This window comes from Myxococcus sp. CA023, assembly GCF_010998615.1.
Lineage (GTDB): Bacteria > Myxococcota > Myxococcia > Myxococcales > Myxococcaceae > Myxococcus.
This window is the reverse complement of record NZ_JAAEAH010000082.1, coordinates 20,981-41,741: the sequence shown is the minus strand read 5'-3', so window position 1 is coordinate 41,741 and position 20,761 is coordinate 20,981. Positions and strand designations below refer to the sequence as shown.

Sequence of the window (20,761 nt, the reverse complement as noted above, 5' to 3'; positions counted from 1 at the left end):
GCGCTGTAGTCGAACGAGTTCTCCGCCGCCGCCCCCGCCGCCGGAGAACTCGTTCGACTACAGCGCCAGCAACACCAACAGCGCACAGCAGAACACCACCAATCACACCATCGCGCTGACGGCGGGCCAGACGCTCACCGTCGCGACGTGTGGCCTCACGGGGACGCAGTTCACCGGTGACACGTGGCTGCGCCTGCGCAACCCCGCCGGCACCGAGGTGGCCACCAACGACGACTCCTGCGGCGGCCGTGGCTCCAGCATCACCTTCACCGCCACCACCGCCGGCAACCACGAGGTCCGCGCCGGCTGCTACTCCACCGGGAGCTGCACCGGCCGCGTCGTCTGGGAAATCTCCGGCGGCTCCGGCGGCCCCACCAGCGGGAGCTTCAACTTCAGCGGCAGCAACACCAACAGCGCGCAGCAGAACACCACCAACCGCGACGTCGCCATCGCCGCGGGCAAGAGCATCACCGTGGCCACCTGCGGCGCGACGGGCGCGACCTTCACGGGCGACACCTACCTGCGCCTCTTCAACGGCGCCACGCAGGCGGCGGTCAACGACGACGCGTGCAGCGGCGCCGGCTCCAGCCTGACGTACACCTCGCCCACGGCCACCACCCTGCAGATTCGCGCGGGCTGCTACTCCAGCGGGAGCTGCACCGGCACCGTCGTGTGGAACATCCAGTAGTCACCACGCAGCGGCGTTGAACACCCGGGCCCGGGCCGTGGCGAGCGCCACCGCCCGGGCTCGCGGCGTCAGTAGGCGTTCTTCGACAGGAAGCCGCCCAGCGCCGTGCGCACGAGAATCTTCAGGTCCATCAGCAGCGACCAGTTCTCGATGTAGTACAGGTCGTACTCGATGCGCTTCTCGATGCACGTCTGGCCGCGCAGGCCGTTGATTTGCGCCCAGCCGGTGATGCCCGCCTTCACCTTGTGCCGCAGGTGGTAGCGCGGAATCTGCCGCTTGAACTCCTCGATGAAGACGGGGCGCTCCGGGCGCGGCCCCACCAGGCTCATGTCACCGCGCAGGACGTTGAAAAACTGAGGGAGCTCGTCCAGGGAGTACTTCCGCAGGAACGTGCCAATCACCGTGCGCCGCGGGTCGTCCGGGCAGGTCATCATCGCGCCGCCGTGCTCGGCGTCGATGCTCATGGTGCGGAACTTGAGGATGGGGAAGGTGCGCCCATCCATGCCCATGCGCTCCTGACGGTAGAGCATGGGCCCACGGCTGGTGAGTCGCACCGCCAGCGCGGTGGCGGCCATGAGCGGCGCGGTGATGAGGATGGCCAGCAACGAGAAGAGGATGTCGAAGGCCCGCTTGGCCACCCGGCTCCAGCCCTCCATCGGGTCGCCCTGGAGACGGATGATGGGCAACCCGCCGAACTCCTCCAGGCCACCATAGAGGGTGATGTACTGGTACAGGTCCGGCACCACGCGCACATCCACGGTGCGCAGGGCCAGCTTGTCCATCAGCGCCTTGACGTGGGCGTGGCCCTCCAACGGCAGCGCGAGGATGACCTGGTCCACCGGGTGCGAATCCAGCACCTCGTTCACCTGGTCCACGACCCCGATGACGCGCACGTCATTCACGTACTGGCCCACCTTCTCCGGGTGCAGCGTCAGCACGCCCATCACCCGGAAGCCCAGCTCGCGGTGGTGCTCCACCGTCTCGATGACCCGCTGTCCCAGGTCCCCCGCTCCGATGACGAGGATGGACTTGAGGTTGTGGCCCCGGCGCCGGATTTCACTCACCAGATAGCGAGTCACCAGCCGGCTGCATGTCACCAGCGCGAACGCATAGACGATGAAGATGACCAGCGTGAGGCGCGAGTAGCGCTCGCGAACGAAGTACGTCACCGCCACGAGGATGAGCGCCGCCGTGATGGTCGACTTGAATACCTCGAACACCTCGCCCGTATTCGTCCGGGAACGATTGGTGCCGTACAGGCGTGACTGGTGGAACGTCACCGGGAAGATGACGAGCACCATCAGCAGCGAAAAGAACGAGTCCGTCCAGGGAGGTATCCCCTCCGTGACGGGCACGATGCCGGAGAAACGCGTGGCGTACGCGAGGACGAATGCCAGCGCGAGCATCACCATGTCGGCGACGACTTTGATCGACGTGTAGAAACGCTGGAGACGGCTGAACACCGAAGTACTCCTGTGGCGTAATCAACGGGTGGCCACCCCGGTGCAAGACTCGCGCCCTCTTCATCCGGACGCGCGTTTTGCCCATCACCGTTTGATAGCCGCGCTTGCTAGCACGAAAAAATTTGTGAAAACAATGGGTTGCGGCGGCCCCGCCCCCCCAGCCAGGGGCGGTGTCCACCTGTTGCCCACAAAAGACCAAGACAGGAGCGACAGCGAAGTCACAGTCCCGCTGCGGGGCCTGGGGAATCTGGCAACACCTCCCCCAGCACCGCGTGAATCTCTCGAAGAATGGCACTTTGGAAATGCGCGCGACCGAAGCGCTCTGCCTGCGCGCGAGCGGCTTCAGGCCGAAAGCCTGCTTCCCATTCGTCGAACCGGCGCACGGCGGCGGCGAGCGATTCCGGCGTCTGTTCTGGGAAGAACATTCCCGTCCGCGCCGTCACCGTCTCGAGCGCGCCGCCCTTCCCGTAGGCGATGACGGGCCGGCCCGCCGCCTGGGATTCCAGCGGGGTGATGCCGAAGTCCTCCTCGGGCGTGAAGATGAGCGCGCGAGCGTCTCGGTACAGCGCCGGAAGAGACGCATCCAAGACATTGCCAAGGAACCGGATATTTTCGGGCAGGCTTCCGGCGCCCAGGCGCGCGGCCTCCTGACCCGCTCCCACCACCCAGAGCTGTGCATCCAGGCTTCGGAACGCCTCCAACGCCACGTCCAATCGCTTGTACGGCGCGAAGGCCCCCAGCCAGAGGAAGTAGCCGCCCTGGCCCCCGCCCTCTAGAGGGACCTGGGCGAAGCGCTCCAGGGAGACGGGCGGGTGGATGACCGACGCCTCGCGGCCCCAGAAGCGCTGCACCTTGGTGGCGATGTGTCGACTGTTGGCGATGAAACGATCGACCCCCGCCGCCGTCCGGCGGTCCCATCGGCGCAGCCAGGGCCGGACGGCATGGGCCGCCGCGCGCACCGGGAGGCCCGTGCGTCCGGGTCCGAAATAGTCGTCGAACAAGTCCCACATGTACCGCATGGGCGCGTGCACGTAGCTCAGGTGCGGCGTGCCCCGCGGCGTGCGCAGGCCCTTGGCCACGCAGTGACTGGAGGAAAGGACCAGGTCGTACTTCCCCTGGAGCTGGAGGGACTCGATGGCCTTCGGCATCAGCGGCAGGAAGTGCCGGTAGCGCGCGTGGATGCCGGGGATGTGCTGAAGGAAGGACGTGAAGATGCGGCGAGATTCGATGGCCGGCGACTGGGAGCCCGGCTTGTGGATGAGCGTGTAGATGTCCGCGTCTGGCAGGACTTCGCAGAGGGCATCAAGGACGCGCTCCCCACCTCGGTGGGTAACGAGCCAATCGTGGACCAGGGCGACCTTCACGGCACGGCTTCTAGCACCGGGCGCGCGCGGCGCGGCAAGCGTCGAAGGGGCCCCGCGTGCCCGCCCGCCCCCCATGGAGGCCGCGCGTGTGGTACGCGGAGGCCGTGGACCACGTCCTCCTCGACCTGCGCATGGTGCGCGGCCGGCTGCATGGGATTGCCCGTTACGCCCTGGAGCTGGCGCGGCGGATGCCCGTGCTCGCGCCCGACCTGCGCTTCTCCGCGTTGGTGCCCCCCGAAGGGCTCGCGCCCGACCTGGGTGAGCTGACGCCGCGCATGCCGCTGCATCGCGCGCTGGCCGGGTTTCTTTCGCCCCTCGAGCAGCCGGCGCTGGCGGCGGACCTGGTGAAGCTGGCGCCGGATGCGTTCCACGCCACGTCCTTCTCGCTGCCCCTCTTCTGGAACGGGCGGCTGGTGGCCACGCTCCACGACGCCAATCACCTGGCGCTGGCGGACCAGTACACGCCGGCCCAGTCCATCTACTACCGCGTGGTGGTGGGCCCTCGCGCGAAGCGGGCCTCCGCGCTGGTGACGGTGTCCGAGTTCTCGCGCGACGAGCTCGCGAAGCACCTCAAGCTGTCGCCCTACCGCCTCCAGGTGATTCACAACGGGGTGGATGCCCGCTTCCAGCCGCCGACCCAGGCCGAGGCCACCGCATTCCGCGAACGGTACGAGCTGCCAGCGCGCTACGTGGCGGCGGTGGGCAACGCCAAGCGATTCAAGAACCTGGCGCTGCTGAAGGATTTCGCCGGGGAGTTGCCGGTGCCCGTGGTGCTGCTGGCGGGCAAGGGCGCGGTGGCGCACGAGCTGGGGCTTCACGAGAACGTGGTCGATTTGGAGGAACTGCCCGAGGACCAGATGCCGCTGTTCTACGGCGCGGCGTCGGCGCTGCTGCTGCCCTCGCGCTACGAAGGCTTCGGGCTGCCGGCCTTGGAGGCCATGGGCGCGGGCTGCCCGGTGCTGGCGTCGGATACGACGGCCCTGCCCGAGGTCGTGGGCAACGCGGCGTTGAGACTCTCCCCGGACGACGCGGCGGCGTGGCGTGATGCGACGCTGCTCGTGCTTCGCGACGACGTGCTGCGCCGGGAGCTGGTGGAGCTGGGCCGGGAGCGCGTGGCGCGCTTCACCTGGGACGACTGTGCCCGGCGCACCCTGGCCGTCTACCGCCGCGTGCTGGAGGCCCCGGCGCCCGGAGGCTCGCGCGGGACGCCGCGCCGCTAGGGAGTGGGCCTGGGCGCGCCGTCCATCTCCAGGAGCCCCTGACGGGCCTCCCGGCCGCGCAGGCGCTCACTGCCCTCGCACAGCCCCAGTCCCCAGATGAGCGAGAAGGACAGGTACACGCTGGAGTGGAACGGCAGGTAGTGCACCAGCGCGAGGATGTGGAAGCCCACCCAGGACAGCAGCGCGCCCGTGGCCGCGATGGAGCCCTCGCGGTAGCGCCGGATGAGCGCGCGCCCCAGCAATCCGTGCATCGCCAGCATCAGCAGCAGCCCCACCAGGCCCGTCTCCGCCCACACCGTCAGCCAGAGGTTGTGCGAATCGGTGGCCAGCAGGTCGGTGATGCCCGTCTCGTCCTGCGTGGCCAGGGCCGCCGGCTTGTGGTTCCCGAAGCCCACGCCCGTCAGTGGGTATTCACGGACCAGGCTCCAGCCCACGGCCATGGCGTGCTCGCGCTCTCCGCCGTAGATGTTGCCCAGCGCCTTCTCCATTCGCGTGCGCCAGGCCGGGCTCATGGAGACGACGGCCACCAGCGCGAACAGGAGCGCCAACCCCATCTTCCGCGCGGAGCCCTGGACCAGCAGCAGCAACGCCACCACGCTCACGAGCAACGCCGCGCCCAGCGCCGCTCGCGCGAAGGCGTTGTAGATGGAGATGAGCATCCCCATCACCACCGCCCCCGCCAGGATGCGCCGCCGCGCCTGGTCCGCACTGCCCAGCACCGACAGCGCGGGCCCTAGCGCCGCGATGGCGCCATGCGCGAAGCGAAGCCGGTGGGAGAAGAAGCCACCCGCCGCGTAGCGCGGAGACTCCTCGGTGCCGAAGTTCTCGTGCAGTCGCCCCAGGTTGAGCTTGAGGAAGGAGGGCAGCTCCACGGACCAGCGCACCCGGTTCTGGAACACGCCCAGCAGCGCGGCCAGCAGCCACCCTCCCGCGAGGACGCCCGCCAGCAGCAGCCACGGCACGCCCACGGCGCCAATGCACGCAGCCGCGGCGCCCGCCACCGAGTCCAGTACCTGGCCGTACCGCGCGCCGCGCGGCCACGACTCCGCCGCGCCCGTCAGCAGCGCCACCGCGGGCGACGCCGCCTGCCACAGGCACAGCACCCCACTGGTCCCGACATAGGCGCGCACGTCCGGCGCCAGGCGGAGCCGCCCTCGCACCAACAGAATCGCCGCCAGCAGCACCGCTGCGCCCGTCGCCACCTGGAGGACGACCTCCGCCAGCACCAGGCCCACGGTCCACAGCACGAGCACGGCGTTGATGGCGCGGCGCCAGCGCAGGTCCAGCGGAAGCTCGGACGCGGTTCCCATGAGCGCGGACACGCTATCTCACCAGCAGCGATCGCCGCGGCAGATGCAACCGGCCCTCACGCTGCAACCACACAGCGCCCGCGATGAGGCCCAGCAGCACGGTGGGCGTCCACGCGGCGACGCCAGGAGACAACCGCTCCGTGAGCACCAGGGTCCGGCACACCATCATCAAGCCCCACATCGCCACCGCCGTCAGCAGGCCCTCGATGATGGCGGCCGTGAGGTGCCCTCGCCGGTTGGCGCGCAGGGCCAGCCCCACCCCCAGCAGCGCCGCGGGGAACGCCGCCATCGGGTAGGCGAAGCGGTTGTGCAGGGCCAGCTCGAACTGCTTCGTCGCCAGGCCCACGTCGCGGCGCGCGACAATCTGCTCGCGCAGCTCGGACGCCCGCATCTGCTCCGGACGCCCCGGCCGGATGCGGAACGCGGTGACGGCCACGCCCAGCTCATACTCCGCTTCCGGGAGCTGCCGTACGGACGTCTTCCCCTCGCCGTCGAAGGTGCGCTCCACCACGTCCGTCAGGCGCCAGCGCATGCCCTCCACCGGGAACATGCCGGATGCGTCCAGGCGCCGCTGGAGGTTGAAGGACTCCGTCACCGTGAAGACGGACACGTCCTGGAAGCCCTCCTGCGCGCTGCCACCCCGGAGGAAGAAGATGTTGTCCCCACGCCGGAACCACTGCTTCGGCGTGTAGTAGAAGCGCCAGTCGCCCCACTTGTTGAAGCGCTGGGTGGTGATTTCGTCCACGCGCCGGCCAGAGTACGTCGCCACCCGCTCGTCGAAGGCCACCAGGCCCACGCAGGCCACGAACGACGCCACGAGGATGGGCAGGTACAGCGCGGACGGGCCGAAAGTCAGCGCCCGGATGGCCGTCACCTCGCCCTGCTTGCGCAGCGCGGACACCGTGGTGCCCGCGGCCAGCAGCAGCGCCGCCGGCCCCAGCTGCTGCACCGACATCATCGCCTTGTAGAAGTAGAGCTCCGCCGCGTCCCACACCCAGCCCGGGCCCGTGTACATCTTCGCGCGGTCCACGAAGTCCACCACCACGAACACCAGCACCAGGCCCCCGAGGATGCCCAGGGCGAAGCGCAGGTACGTGCGCAGCACGTAGATGAAGAGCGTCCCCCTCACTTGACCGTCCCCGAGCGGCTCACCCGGTACAGGGCCACCAGCCCCACCGCGACGAACACCAGATTGGCCATCTGCCCCGCCAGGCCCACGGGCAGCTGGCCCTTCTGCCCCATCTGCTCGAAGACGCGGCTCAGCAGGTAGTAGAGGACGTAGCCCCCCAGCGTCAGCAGGTAGCCCCACGCCCGGCCCGACTGACGCCGGCCCATGGCCAGCGGCGTGCCCAGCAGCGCGAAGGCGATGGGCGCCAGCGCGCTCCCCAACCGGCTGTGCAGCGCCATCCGGTACATGCGCGCATCCTCGCCCTGCGCTTCCGCCTCGCGCGCCGCCTCCAGCAGCTCGCCGGGCGTCAGCTCCTCGCGGGAGAAGGAGAAGCGGCTGCGCTTGCCCATGGAAGCGCCCACGCCCACGCTGATTTCGGCCTGGTCGAACCGGATGATGCTGTACTCCTCCGTCTCGCGGCCCGCGGAGCGGTGCACCTCCCCTGCCTCCAGCGCGAAGCGCAGCACCTCGCCGCTGGTGGACGTGCCCACCTGCCCCCGCTGCGCCAGCACCAGCAGCGGCGAATTCGCCTCCCGGTCGTCATGCAGGAGCACGTTGGTCCACTTCCCGTCCGCGGACACCTGCTCCGCGTACAGCGTCAAGTTGCTGAGGTCCTCGTAGAAGACGCCGGACTTCACGTCGCCCACGGCGTTCTTCCGGATGACCTCGCTCACCAGCACCTTCAAGCCCGTCAGGCCCCAGGGCTGCGCCGTGGAGGTGATGACCAGCATCAGCACGCTGAGCGCCACCGCGATGCCCATCGGCGCGGCCAGCAGGCGCACCGGCCCGATGCCCAGCGCCTGGAGCGCGACCAGCTCCCGGTCCTCGCCCAGCCGCCCCAGCCCCAGGAGGATGGCCAGCAGGAAGGCGATGGGCAGCGCCATCATCAGGAAGTGCGGCGCCAGGTACGCAAGCAGCCGCGCCATGTCCACCGCCGTCACCGACGAGCCCAGCAGCACGTCGGTGCCCCGCAGGAACTGCATGACGAAGAGCAGCAGGAACATGAACGCCACCCACACGCCGAGCGGGACCAGCAGCTCCCCGAGCAGGTAGCGCGAAAGGCGGTTCACGGGGCGGCCTTCATCCCTCGCGCGCCGATGTCCCGGCGGAAGTGCATGCCCTCGAAGCGCACGGCCGCCACCGCCGCGTAGGCCCGCTCACGTGCCTGCGCCAGGTCCTCGCCCCGCGCGCACACCGTCAGCACCCGGCCTCCGGCCGTCACGACGCCGCCGTCGCGCGCCTCCGTGCCCGCCAGGAACACCGTGGCGTCGGGTGGCACCGCGTCCAGCCCTTCAATCCGCTGGCCCTTCTCCGGCGCGTCCGGATAGCCCCGCGCCGCCAGCACCACGCCCACCGAGGCACCGGGCGCGGACACCAGCGTCCGCGGCGTGAGCGTGCCTCGGGCACACGCGTCCAGCAACGGCAGCAGGTCCTCACCCAACTGCATCATCAACACCTGCGTCTCCGGGTCACCGAAGCGAGCGTTGAACTCCAGCACCTTCGGGCCACCGCGCGTGAGCATCAGCCCCGCATACAGCACGCCTCGGAAGGGAATTCCGCGCCGGCGCAGCACGGCCAGCGTCGGGGCAACCACGCGCTCGCCCACCTCGGCGAGCTGCGCGGCGGACAGGAAAGGCGCGGGGCTGTACGCGCCCATGCCGCCGGTGTTCGGCCCGGTGTCGCCTTCGCCCACGCGCTTGTGGTCCTGGGACAAGGGAAGCATGGCGTAGCGCTCACCATCACACAGCGCCATCGCGGACACCTCTTCTCCCTCCAGCAGCTCCTCCAGGACCATCGTCTGGCCCGCCGCGCCCATGGCCCCCACGGCGCGCACCGCCGCGCGCGCGGCCTCCACGTCATGGGCGACGATGACGCCCTTGCCCGCCGCCAGGCCATCCGCCTTGACGACGATGCGGCCCTGCTCCACCGCGTAGGCTTCCGCCGCCGCCACGTCGGTGAAGGTCTGGAAGGCGGCGGTGGGCACGCCGGCCTCGGCCATGATCTCCTTCGCGAAGGCCTTGGACCCTTCGATGCGCGCGCCCGCCGCCACGGGCCCGAAGCAGGCGATGCCCGCGTCGGCCAGCGCGTCAGCGACCCCCGCGACCAGCGGCGCCTCTGGCCCCACCACCACCAGGTCCACCGCCTCGCGCTTCGCGAACGCGGCGACTTCCTCTGGTGCGTCCGCGCGCAGGGCCACGTTGGTGCCCAGCTTCGCCGTGCCCGGGTTGCCCGGACCGCACAAGAGCTGGGTCAACAAGGGGCTCTGCGACAGCTTCCACGCGAGCGCGTGCTCACGGCCACCGGAACCGAGCAGCAGGACCTTCACATCCACCTCACCGTTCCAACAGGTAGAGCATCCGCTTCGCGGGGAGGTATGCCGGATCCAACCCCACCACCTTCACCAGGGTGTCTCGCGCCACGTCCTTACCCCGGGCCGACTCCAACTGCGCCAGTTGCGCCTGCGCCGATAGCAGCGTGGGCGCCAGGGCCAGCGCGTCCCGCAGCGCGCGCTTGGCCGGTTCCACCTGCCGGGCCTCCGCCAACGCCAGGCCGTGCGCCAGATGCGACACCGGCATCTGCCGCCCCGCCGCCGCGGAGCGTTCGCCCAGGCGCCGGGCGTCCGCGGTGGCACCTCGCTGCAGCGCGATGAGCGAGCGGTAGGCCAGCGCCCCCGCGTTGTTCGCGTCCACCTCCAACACACTGCGTAGGTGACGCTCGGCCGCGTCGAACTGGTGCTGGTGGAAACGCAGCAGGCCCTCGTACAACAGTGGGGACGGGTCCTCCGGTCCCTCGGACAGCGCGAGGATGGCACCCTCCACGCCCTCCACCGTCTCGCGCGGGCGCAGCCAGTAGGCGGACGTCGCGGGCCGCGGCTCCAGCCGGAGCGGGTCCGACTGCAGCGCCTGGTGCAGCGCGCGGAAGGCATCGTCCCGTCGCTTCGCGCTCGCCGCGGCGACGCCCGCCAGCAGCTGCGCGTCCAGCCGCCGCGCGTCCAGCTTCACCGCTTCCTGGAATGCCTCCAGCGCCTCCAGCGGCTTCTTCTCCAGGAGCAGCAGCCGGCCTTCGAGCACCTTCTCCAGCGCGCCGTCCTCCAACTGCCCGCGGAAGCCCGGCAGGTGGGTCCGTGCCTTCTCCGCGTCGCGGCGGCCCAGGGCCACCAGGAAGAGCTGGAGGTGCGCCTCCGGCAATCCCTTCACGAGCTGCAAGGCCTCTTCCGCCGACTTCACCGCCGCGTCCTGACTTCCCGCGGTGCGCTCCGCGGCCGCCAGGTGCACCAGCACCTCGGCCACCTCGGGCTCGTCGTAGCGCGCCCGGTTCTTCATCAGCGCGCGCAAGTCCCGCACCGCGCCCGCGGCGTTGCCTTCCGCCTGGTAGCGCAGCATCGCCAGCGGCAACAGCGCGCGCAGCTCGCCGGGCTCCGCCTTCACCCGGGCCTCGTACAACTTGCGCGCCTCCGAGGGCTCACCCACCTCCTGGTAGATGCGGGCGGTGAGCGCCAGGCTCTCCCAGTCCTTCGGGCTCGTCTCCAGCCGCTTGCGCAGCGTGTCCAGCGCGGCGGAGTACTCACCGCCCGACGCATGCGCGAGCGCGCGGTAGTAGTGCAGCCGCTTGATGTCCGGCGACAGCTTCTGCGCGGAGTCGAAGTGGCTGCGAGCCAGCTCGCGGGACGACGACAGCCACGTGCGGCCCAGCACCAGGTGCGCTTCGGCCTTCTGCGCGTCGGGGAGCTCCGCGCGGGCCAGCAACTCCTCCGCGAGCGGGCGCGCCTGCTCGGGCTGACCGGAGCGGGCCAGCAGGAGGTTCGCGTGCGCCAACAGCAACGGCGCCGTGCGGCCGGACCGCGACTCCGCCGCCGACAGCAGCGCGCGGGCCTCCTGGAACGTCACGTCGTCCATGCGCGCGCCGCGTCCCAGGGCCAGCGCCTGGACGTAGCCCGCGATGGCGGCATCGCTGGTCGGGTCCAACACCAGCGCCTGCTGGAAGGACTCCTCGGCCTCCGCGTACGCGAAGCGCTCGTCACGGGCGAGCTGCTGCTGCCCCTGCGCGAGCCGTTCCGCGCTGGTGCCCGGAATCTCCAGGTACTTCAACTTCCAGCGAGGCAGCACCGCCTGCACCGCGTCCGGGATGGCGGCCGCGGGCGGAGGACCGGCCTGGCGGCGCGACGCCTCCTGCTGCTGTTGGTACAGGAAGTAACCGCCCACGCCTCCGCCCACGACGACGAGCCCCACGAGGCCCGCCACCAGTCCGCCCTTGCCCCCACCAGAGCGCCCATCCGTGACGCGCACCGGCGCGGAGCGCGAGCCGCTGCGAGGCTCCGCGCCCAGCTGCGGCGAGGAGGCCCGGATGCCACTGCGAGGCTCCGGCCCCATGTCCGGAATGATGTCGGTGCTGATGGGCACGCGCGCGCCACCACGGGACTCGGCACCGGGCGCTGGCTCCAGGCCGCCCTGCGCCTCCGATGCGGAGCCCCCACCCAGGTCCGCCATGGGCGGCAGGAAGTCCGAGTTCCCCGCCGGAGCGGCCGGACGGCTCGTGGCGGCCGGCGCCCGAGCGGAACCAGGCTGGCGGCAGTCATCACAGATGCCGAGCGCCTGGTCGAAGGAATCCGTCAGCGGCTTCTGGCAGACGCGGCAGCCAGAGGTCGCGGGCTTCGCGGCGGCGGGCTTCGCCGGAAGCGAAGGCTGGGACTCCAGGCCCTGCGGCGCGGAGGGCGGCGGTCCCAGGAAGTCGAGCAGCGGGTCCTCCGCACCGGCCCCACCGCCTCTCGAAGCCGGCGTCCCCACGCTCGCGAAGGGGTCCACGGGCGGCGCGGACGCGGGAGCAGGCGAGGGCATCGCCCCGAAGTCGCCAAACAGGTCCGAGCCCGAACGGCCCTCGCCCCGGGCTGGCTTGGGAGGCGGAGCAGCGCCAGGTGCGGGCGCGGCGGGCGGCGGCGCACCGAAGTCGCCGAAGAGGTCGTCCGCGGGATTCGCCGCGGGCGCGGCGCCGGAGACAGGCGTCAGCGTGACGGGCACCGCGGGCTGTGACGCCGGAACCGGCGCGCCAGCAGCGGGCACGGCGGAGGAATCGCGCCGGACCAACTGCAGGTTCCGGCAGCGAGGACACTGCGCGCGAACGCCCTTGGCGGTGATGAGCTTGTCATCAATCGCGTAGGCGGCCGCACATTTCTGACAGACGATGCGCATGGCTCAGTGCCGGAAGTGTCGCACTCCCGTCAGCACCATGGCCATCCCATGTTCATCCGCGGCGGCAATCAACTCCGCGTCACGGACCGAACCGCCGGGTTGTACGACACAGGTGGCCCCCGCCCGGGCGGCCTCGTCCAGCCCATCCCGGAACGGGAAGAAGGCGTCCGAGGCCACCGCGCTGCCCCTGAGGGCCGCTCCGCCGCGCTGCATCGCGATGCGGACCGAGTCCACCCGGTTCGTCTGCCCCCCACCCTGCGCCAGGAGCTGGTCACCGGAGGCGAAGACGATGGCGTTGCTCTTGACGTGTTTGCACACCTTCCAGGCGAAGCGCATGGCCCGCTCCTCCTCCGGCGTGGGGGCCCGCTTGGAGACCACCTTCCACGACAGCGGCGGCTCCACCGAGTCCCGGTCCATCAGCAGCATGCCACCGGACACGCTGCGAGCGTCCAGTTGGGCACGCGGCCGGGCCTGGGGACTGGCCAGCGCGGGGCCCGCCTCCAGGAGCCGCAGGTTCTTCTTCGCCGCCAGCACCTGCAGCGCCTCCGGGGAGTACGACGGCGCGATGACCGCCTCCAGGAACGTCTCCGCCATGGCCTGGGCCGTGGCCGCGTCCACCTCGCGGTTGAGCGCGACGATGCCCCCGAAGGCGGAGACCTCGTCCACCGCGCGGGCCGTGCGGTAGGCCTTCACCAGGGCGGCATCCACCGCCACGCCGCACGGCGTGTTGTGCTTGATGATGACGGCCGTGGGGGCCTCCGGGAACTCCAGCAGCAGGCCCAGTGCCGCGTCCAGGTCCAGGATGTTGTTGTACGAAAGCTCCTTGCCCTGCAGCACCTTGGCGAAGGCGACCGTCGGCTCCTGGGGCGCGGCGTGCTCGCGGTAGAAGGCGCCGCGCTGATGCGGGTTCTCCCCGTAGCGCAGGTCCTGCGACTTCTGGAACGCCAGCGACAGCTCCCCCGGGAACGGCTCGCCCGCCTGCGCGGACAGCCACGCGGAGATGGAGGCGTCGTAGGCCGCCGTGTGCGCGAAGGCCTTGCGCATCAGCCGGCGCCGCGTGTCCTCGCTCACCGCCTTCTGCTGCTCCAACTCCGCCAGCACCGCCGGATAGTCGTCCGGGTCCACCACCACCGAGACGTGCCGGAAGTTCTTCGCGGAGGCGCGCACCATCGCGGGCCCGCCGATGTCAATCTGCTCGATGACCTCCGGCTCCGCGGCGCCCGAGGCCACCGTCTGCCGGAATGGATACAGGTTCACCGCGACCAGGGAGATGGGCTCGATGCCGTGCGCCTTCATCTCCTCCCGGTCGACCTCCAGCTCCAGCCGTCCCAGGATGCCGCCGTGGATGCGGGGGTGGAGCGTCTTCACGCGGCCACCCAGAATCTCGGGGCTCTGCGTGTGCTCTGACACCTTTTTGACGGGCACCCCCGCGCCCTTGAGCGCCTCCAGCGTGCCCCCGGTGGACAACAACCGGAAGCCCAGGCGGACGAGCCCCTGGGCGAAGGGAACCAGACCTCGCTTATCAGAAACGCTCAGGAGAGCCAGCACGTGTGGGCCTCGGTGTGCGGGAAGCGGCGGTAGTAGCAACCACCCCCTGGGGTGTCAACGCAACACGTTGGCCCTCCGTTTGCGGGTGGAAACCACCCGCGAACATCAGGGCTTGCGAGCCGAAACCGGCGGCTCGGCTTCGGTGGCTTCGCGCAGCTTCATCAGCCCGCGCGTCTCCACCTGGCGGATGCGCTCACGGGTGAGGTTCATGATCTCCCCCACTTCCTCGAGCGTGATGCCGCCCTTCTCCGCCACGTCCAGGGCGCAGGTGTGCTCCAGCTCCCAGATTTCCTTGTCCGGGAAGTTGAGCTTGATGGACCCCGTCTCCGGATTCACGTCCAGGTAGAGGTTGTGCTTGCAGGAGACGAAGTTGCACGGCCGGGGACCGTTGATGCAGTCCGCGCGCGTACGCGGCCGCGTGTCGTCCATCTGCTTCAGCAGGTCGGCCTCTTCGGGGTCCACCTGACCCGTGAGGCGACGCCTCCGCAGGTCGCGCGCCATCTCCTTGCGCGACATGGTCTTGGAACGGCGGCGCTCCTGCGCCTGGTCCGATTCCTGGTCCCCCCCCTCCTCCTGTAGCTGCTTCACTTCCGACATGTCCCCTCCACGTGAGGCCAGTCTACCCGGTTCCCGGGTATTCTATTGCGAACGGATGGTTTCGTCTGCGCGTGCGGTCACGGCACTACCCAGCCGGGCGACATCCCGGACCAGATCCTGCGCTCTTTGCCGCAAGGTTGCTAGCTGTGCCTCAAGCGTACGCCGATGCTCCCCCCCAAAGGCGCGGTCCCCCAGCTCCTCCTGGAACCCATTCAGGAGCCCCGCCAGGTCCCGCTCCAACTGGTCGATGTAGTTGCTGTGGAAGACATAGGACCGCTTGATGTCCTCCAGGGTGTGCCCCTCCGCCATCATCTTCTTGATGACATTGATGCGGCGCACCGCCTCCACCGGGTAGAGCCCGACGCTCCCCTGGTGCTTCCCCTTCCGGCCCACCCGGCGACTCCTGGGTAGCAAGCCCGCCTGCACGTACTTCCGGAACGTCGCCTCCGAGAGGCGCACGCCCCGTGGCCGGAAGATTTTCAGGATGGCGCTCGCGGGCAGGCCGCCCGCGTTCTCGCGCTCAATCCGAGCAATCTCCTCAGGAGCCAGCAGGTCCATGGATTCCATTGAATATAATCCACTGAGTGGGGGCCACTGAGTGCCAGAACGGGCGGTTGGGTGTCAAGGCAGACCACCAGGCAGGCAAGCGGCGACGGACGAATCGCGCGCCTTTGAACAGGCGGAGCGGCAGGTGGGACGAGGTAGGTGTGACAGCCCGAAGGCGGCCCGCTGGGTGCGAGGCAGCAGCGTTCAGGAGTGGACGTTGGGGGTGCTCAAGCGGAAGCGAGCACGGGTACGGCGGGTGACTTCGGACCTGGGCTCAGGTTGCGGCACGGCTGCTGGTGAGGCCGCCGTGCCGGGAGCCGGCCTGGTTCAGCGAGCCCTGGGGGCGCGGAACTCGCGGCTGACGGTGCCGCCCGCGGTGACGGCGACGTCGTAGCGGCGCTCGCCGGACGGGTGCTGGAAGACGAGCTTGTGGTTGCCGACGGGCAACCGGTACGACGCCCGCCCCGTTACTTCGCCCATGCGCTTGCCGTTGATGAACACGGTGGCATAGGGCGCGGCCTGGACCTGGAGCGTTCCGCTGGCCGGCGCCGCGCGCGCGCGCTCCGGCTCCTGGTGGGTGCCGGCCGCACTCGGCGCGGGGTCGGAAGCCGGGTTGGTGGCGGCAGCGGCGAGCACCTCCTCGCGCATCAGCCCGTCCACCTCGGATTCAGTGTCGGCGGTTTCGGCGGGCCCCGTCTCCCCGCCCTCGGCGTTCCCAGGTACCTCTGAAGGCGCGGGCTGCGCGGTCGGCACGGGTTCATCAACAACGGGTGCGGCCACCATGGGCTCTGCCGGCACCACCGGAGGAGCCGCTTCGGTCCCCCGCATCACAGCGACGCCGCCTCCGACGACGGCGAGCCCCAACGCCACGGCGAGTCTCAGCGCCCATTGACGGCGCGCCGCCGGCACGGCCACCGAGGCCACGGGGCCGGACGCACGGGCACCCGCCTCGAGAGCCTCGGGGCCGGACGCATGGGCATCCGCCGCAGGCACCTCGGCTCCGGAGCCCCGGGCACTCGCCCCGAGAACCCCGGATCCGGACGTATGGGCACCCGCCTCAGGCACCTCGGCTCCGGACGCACGGGCACTCGCCGCAGGGCCCTCGGGGCCGGACACATGGGCACCCGCCGCAGGCACCTCGGAAGCTCCAGGCACGGCTGCCCACATCCCGGGATGCGCCTCAGGCTCCGTATTCGACGGGGTACCTTCCTCATCGTCGTCCTCTTCGTCCCAGGCGCTGGCCAGCCTCAAACTCCCGGATGGCCCTGACGGTGACGCGACGGCGGCGATCCCTTCCGGACGACTCGGCGTCCGCGCGCTCCCGGACACAGCCGGGACACCTGAGCCCCTGCTCGGCGTCTTCTCGGCCCGTGCATCCTCGCTGGAGGCGGCACCGCGAGCATCCTCGGCCCCACCGGAGCGCGGCCCCGACACCGCGACCGCGCCCTCCGGACGGCTCTGCCGGCCCGGAGTGGAAGGCGCGACTTCGAAAGAAGCGCCGCGAGGCACCGGCGACGACGCCACCGCCGGCAGCGGCATCATCGGCGTGGCCATGGGCGGCAGTGGCGCCGCATCCAGCGCGGCCTCCTCGCCCCTACGCGGCAACACGAAGGTCGGCGCATTGACGTCTTCATCCGGAGACGTCGGCAACGCCAGGCCGCTGCGGCCAGCAGACACCATCACCGCGGTGGGCTCGCGCGGCACGGGCGACGCCCCTGCCCCAGGTGCCGGCTCCCCTTCCACGACGTGTGTGCGCTCCTGCACGGTGGGAATCGCCTGGGTGAGGCTGGTGGGGAACAAGCGGCGCATGAAGGCGCGCAGGTCCGTGTCGTCCAATGACCTCGCATGCGTCAGCACGCACTGGGCCAGGGCGCGCTCGAACTCTGCGGCCGTCTGGAAGCGGAGCGCGGGGTCTCTATCCAGAGCTCGCACCACGGCGGCATCCAGGTCCGCGGGCACGTCCGGATTCAGCCGGGCCGGAGGCGGAATGGTGCTCTGCTGCACCGCGCGCAGCACCGCCACCTCGGAGTCCCCGTCAAACAGGCGGCCGCCGGTGAGCATCTCCCACAGCACCACGCCCAGCGCGAAGATGTCCGTGCGTGCATCCACGGCCTCGCCCCGGGCCTGCTCGGGCGACATGTACGCGAACTTGCCCTTCAGCACGCCCGGCTGCGTCAGCTTGTTGCCCGCCTTGGCGATTCCAAAGTCCGTCAGCTTCACCGCGCCATCGAAGGACAGCAGCACGTTGTGCGGCGTGACGTCCCGGTGCACCAGGTCCAGCGGCTGGCCATTCACGCGGACGCGGTGCGCGTAGTGCAGGCCCCGGGCGACCTCCGCGCCGATGTGCGCCACCAGCATGGGCGGCACCGGCTCCATCAGCTCCTTGCCGCGCTTGCGCAGCTCCCACAACGAGCAGCCGCGCACGTACTCCATGGCCAGGTAGTACGTGTCCTCATGCTTGTCGAAGTCGAATATCTGCACCACGTTCGCGTGGTTCAGCCGCGAGGCCAGCCGGGCCTCGGCGATGAACATCCCCACGAACTCCGGGTCGCTGGCGAGGAAGGCGCGTACCCGCTTGATGACGACTTCCTTCTCGAAGCCCTCCGCGCCGCGCGCCGTGCACAGGTAGATTTCCGCCATGCCGCCCTCGGCGAGCTTGCGGCGGACGACGTACTTGCCGATGTGAGTGCCGGCTTCGAGCGTCACGGGAGCATCCAAGGCATGTGCTATTCGAACTTCACGCTCACGACGTTGAGGCCGATGGGCTTCACCTCGATACGTCGACTGAGCGTCTTCTTGAGGTCGGGGTTGACGAAGCGGCAGTCATAGCTGCCCACGCGCAGCTCCACGGCCTCGAAGGGCGTTTCGCCCAGCCGCTTGCCACCGCACGTCACCTCCGCCCAAGGGTGTACGACGAAGCGCACCCGGGCCAGTCGCCCCTCCTGCCGGGGCTCCGGCCGGGCTGGACGCTCGCGTACCACCGCCGCCACGGGAGCAGCGGCCACCACGCGGGGCTCGGGCTCCAGCGTGAAGCGCGCCACCTGCTCCGCGTCCTCCCCCACCGTCACCGTGCGCGTCTGCGCCTGGTGCCGGTCGGCCTCCACCCGCACGGCGACCTGCCGGCCCACCGCTGTTTCGAGCATCACTGGCCGCGCGTCGTGGCGTTGGCCGTCCACCAGCACCACCGCGTCCGCGGGCTGCGTCTCGATGCGCAGCCGCACCGGCGCGGGCGCGGCCTCCACGGGAGGCTGGGGCACCACGGGAGGGGGCCGCAGCTCTGTCGGAGCCTGGACCGGCGCCTCGGCCTGCATGGGCACGGGCGCGGGCACCGCGGCCTCCGGGTCCAACGACACCGGCACGGGCTCCAGCGACCGCATCGACCAGAGCATCACGCCCACCGCCACGACGACCAACAATACCAGCCCCACGTACAGCCACGTCTTGCTGCCCGCGGCAGCCACGGGGCGCTTCGCCGCGCGCGACATGCCCAGCGACAGCGTGGGGGCGTCCTCCTCGAGCGACTCCCCGTCCCGCAGCGGAATCACCACCCGCGCGGGCCGGCCCGTATCCATCATGGCGATGGTGGGCGCGTCCTCCTCCACGACGAACCCGCCTCGCGCCTGCGAGCGCGCGCCAGCGCGGGCGTCCACCGTGGGGGCGTCCTCGTCATCCACGGGGAGGACCGGCGCCCCCAGGTCGAAGCGGCCCGTGCCGCCGAAAGGCCGTGGAGCGCCGCGAGGCTCCGTCGGCGCGGCAGCAGCGGCCCCGCCCAGCTTCACGTCCGTCCGGGTCACCGACGCGGACGCACGCGAATCCACCGTGGGCGCGTCCTCCTCCACGGGCGGAGGCGGCGGCAGCGGGGGCGCCACGTTCATGCCAGAGCGCGAGGGCCGCTCGGGCTCCACCGCCCGGCGCTGTCCCGTCAGCCGCGGCGCGGGCTTCTCCGGCTCCAGTTCGAAGCGGCCCGTGCGGGACGCCGGTCGCGGACGCAGCGCCGCGGTCGCGTCGTCCTCTGGAAACATCGGCGGTGGACGCGGCGGCAACGCGGGCCGCAGGCCAGTGCGGCGCGGCGGAGACTCCTGCCTCGACGCACCCGAATCCAAGTCCTCGCCCAGCACGTCGCCCGCTCGGGCCTCCTCGGCCAGCCGCTCCGCGAAGACCTCCTTCATGAAGGCGGACAGGTGCGCGGACGTGGCGGGCGCCTGGTGCGCGCGCAGCCACTCCTCCAGCGCGTGCTGGAGGTGCGCCGCTTCCTGGTACCGGTCCGGCAACTCCTTCGCGAGCGCCTTGAGGACGATGGCGTCCAAATCCGCCGGCACGCGCGACGTCACGTGCGAGGGCGGCAACACCCGGCACTCCGACACCGCCGTCAGCGTCTGGATGTCGTTGGGGCGCTTGAACAGGCGCGTGCTGGTGAGCAGCTCGTACAGGACGATGCCCAGCGCGAAGATGTCCGCGCGGCAGTCCACCCGCATGCCCGCCGCCTGCTCCGGGGACATGTACGAATACTTCCCCTTCAGCACGCCGGAGCGAGTCACCGTGGCCTGGTCCGCCGCCTTGGCGATACCGAAGTCCACCACCTTCACCCCGCCCTCGAACGTCACCAGGATGTTCTGGGGGGACACGTCACGGTGGACGATGCCCAGCGGCCGGCCCGTCGTCGGGTCCGTGCGCTTGTGCGCGTAGTCCAGGCCGGCGCAGGCCTCGATGAGGATGCGGCACACCAGCGGCACCGGCAGCGGCTGGCCCATCAGCTCCGACTGCCTCCACAACCGGCGCAGGTCGTCGCCGTGGATGTACTCCATGGCGATGAAGAAGGAGTCGTCCTGAGCGCCCAGGTCGAAAATCTGCACCACGTTGGGGTGGTTCAGCCGGGCGGCGATGCGCGCCTCGTCCAGGAACATCTTGACGAAGTCGTCATTCTCCGCAAGGTGCGGAAGGATCCGCTTGACCACCACCCGCTTGTCAGGCTCCGCGCCCTGTGGCCGCGCAAGATAGATCTGCGCCATCCCGCCCGTGGCGAGACGCTTCAGGAGCTGATACCTGCCATAGGTTTCGATGGACACGGCGACCTGACCGGCCCCTGGACAACCACCCTTGGAGTGGCCCCGAGTTCCGGGCGCGGGATGGACCCGAGCGTAAGCGCACCGGGAAGGAGGGTCAAACCCCCAACTGCTCCGGAAACGGCCTTTGTGGCTATCTCCGGGCGGCCCGCACCTCGCGAGTCTCTCGCATCAGGGCCTCCAACTCGTCCAGGTGCCGCTTCAGCACCGGCATCAGCACCGGCGCCACGTCCACCCGGTCGAACAGGTCCAGGACCCGGTCCACCTTCCGCTCAATCTCCCCCGCTCGCGCCGGGCTGATTCGCCGCAGCAGCATGTCCGCCCCGGCCTCCATCAGCACCCGGGCCACGGCGTCCCGGGAGGCGAGCGGCTCCTCCCTCCGCTGCCCTTCTCCCTTGATGACGCGCAGTCCTGGAGCCCGTCCAGAGGGGCGGGCCGCGCTCGTCATCGTTCCTTCAAAATCCTGGGAGTTCACCGGGTGCCTCCTCGGCAGCTGCAGGTACGACCTCAGGGTACACACCGCGAGGTGACCTCCAATTTTCTGGTCATCCGCACAGGCGGAAGCAGACCTGTAGCACCGGGGACTGACACCACTGTGGAGGGCCGGA

At 70.5% G+C, this 20,761-nt stretch carries 15 protein-coding genes; 2 read left to right on the top strand and 13 right to left on the bottom strand.

Annotated features, from left to right (window positions below; all coding sequences use genetic code 11):
- A partial coding sequence (locus F8M74_RS29995; protein WP_205604103.1) for a PPC domain-containing protein occupies window positions 1-688 on the top strand: 688 nt, incomplete at its 5' end.
- Between the two features lie 68 nt (window positions 689-756).
- Here F8M74_RS29995 and wbaP read toward each other — a convergent pair.
- Together wbaP and F8M74_RS29985 are read right to left on the bottom strand one after the other, a co-directional pair.
- The gene (gene wbaP / locus F8M74_RS29990) at window positions 757-2,151 is read right to left on the bottom strand and encodes an undecaprenyl-phosphate galactose phosphotransferase WbaP (RefSeq protein WP_141257810.1); all 1,395 of its coding nucleotides are present in this window, start codon (window positions 2,149-2,151) and stop codon (window positions 757-759) included.
- 218 nt (window positions 2,152-2,369) lie between these two features.
- Complete coding sequence (locus F8M74_RS29985) at window positions 2,370-3,515, bottom strand: glycosyltransferase (protein ID WP_141257811.1); 1,146 nt, start codon at window positions 3,513-3,515, stop codon at window positions 2,370-2,372.
- Between the two features lie 86 nt (window positions 3,516-3,601).
- On the opposite strand from F8M74_RS29985, the gene F8M74_RS29980 reads away from it, so the two are divergent.
- Window positions 3,602-4,735: a glycosyltransferase family 1 protein gene (locus F8M74_RS29980; RefSeq protein WP_141279879.1), complete on the top strand. Its 1,134-nt coding sequence runs from the start codon at window positions 3,602-3,604 to the stop codon at window positions 4,733-4,735.
- On the opposite strand, the gene waaL is transcribed toward F8M74_RS29980, so the two are convergent.
- From waaL to F8M74_RS29925, 11 genes are all read right to left on the bottom strand, one after another.
- Window positions 4,732-6,057 carry an O-antigen ligase WaaL gene (gene waaL / locus F8M74_RS29975; protein ID WP_141257813.1) on the bottom strand — a complete coding sequence of 442 codons (1,326 nt, stop codon included), beginning with the start codon at window positions 6,055-6,057 and terminating at the stop codon, window positions 4,732-4,734. The two genes, F8M74_RS29980 and waaL, sit on opposite strands and share 4 nt — an antisense overlap.
- A gap of 1 nt (window position 6,058) precedes the next feature.
- A complete protein-coding gene (locus F8M74_RS29970; RefSeq protein WP_141257814.1) occupies window positions 6,059-7,174 on the bottom strand; it encodes an LptF/LptG family permease in 1,116 nt (371 codons plus the stop codon).
- Window positions 7,171-8,283, bottom strand: a complete 1,113-nt coding sequence (locus F8M74_RS29965; protein WP_141257815.1) for an LptF/LptG family permease — start codon at window positions 8,281-8,283, stop codon at window positions 7,171-7,173. The genes F8M74_RS29970 and F8M74_RS29965 overlap by 4 nt, the downstream gene beginning before the upstream one ends.
- Window positions 8,280-9,545 (bottom strand): phosphoribosylamine--glycine ligase, encoded by a 1,266-nt coding sequence (purD, locus tag F8M74_RS29960; RefSeq protein ID WP_141257816.1) that lies wholly within the window; start codon window positions 9,543-9,545, stop codon window positions 8,280-8,282. Before purD ends, F8M74_RS29965 begins: the two co-directional genes overlap by 4 nt.
- A 1-nt stretch (window position 9,546) precedes the next feature.
- Window positions 9,547-12,399, bottom strand: a complete 2,853-nt coding sequence (locus F8M74_RS29955) for a zinc-ribbon domain-containing protein (protein ID WP_141257817.1) — start codon at window positions 12,397-12,399, stop codon at window positions 9,547-9,549.
- A 3-nt stretch (window positions 12,400-12,402) separates the two neighbouring features.
- Window positions 12,403-13,947 carry a bifunctional phosphoribosylaminoimidazolecarboxamide formyltransferase/IMP cyclohydrolase gene (gene purH, locus F8M74_RS29950; protein WP_141257818.1) on the bottom strand — a complete coding sequence of 515 codons (1,545 nt, stop codon included), beginning with the start codon at window positions 13,945-13,947 and terminating at the stop codon, window positions 12,403-12,405.
- Between the two features lie 105 nt (window positions 13,948-14,052).
- A complete protein-coding gene (locus tag F8M74_RS29945) occupies window positions 14,053-14,544 on the bottom strand; it encodes a sigma factor-like helix-turn-helix DNA-binding protein (protein ID WP_002635080.1) in 492 nt (163 codons plus the stop codon).
- Window positions 14,545-14,586: 42 nt separating this feature from the next.
- Complete coding sequence (locus F8M74_RS29940) at window positions 14,587-15,111, bottom strand: MerR family transcriptional regulator (RefSeq protein ID WP_140790518.1); 525 nt, start codon at window positions 15,109-15,111, stop codon at window positions 14,587-14,589.
- Between the two features lie 306 nt (window positions 15,112-15,417).
- Window positions 15,418-17,796, bottom strand: a complete 2,379-nt coding sequence (locus F8M74_RS29935) for a serine/threonine-protein kinase (RefSeq protein WP_141257819.1) — start codon at window positions 17,794-17,796, stop codon at window positions 15,418-15,420.
- 20 nt (window positions 17,797-17,816) lie between these two features.
- A complete protein-coding gene (locus tag F8M74_RS29930; RefSeq protein WP_141257820.1) occupies window positions 17,817-20,156 on the bottom strand; it encodes a serine/threonine-protein kinase in 2,340 nt (779 codons plus the stop codon).
- Between the two features lie 130 nt (window positions 20,157-20,286).
- Window positions 20,287-20,673 (bottom strand): hypothetical protein, encoded by a 387-nt coding sequence (locus F8M74_RS29925; RefSeq protein ID WP_141257821.1) that lies wholly within the window; start codon window positions 20,671-20,673, stop codon window positions 20,287-20,289.
- Between the last annotated feature and the right edge of the window lie 88 nt (window positions 20,674-20,761).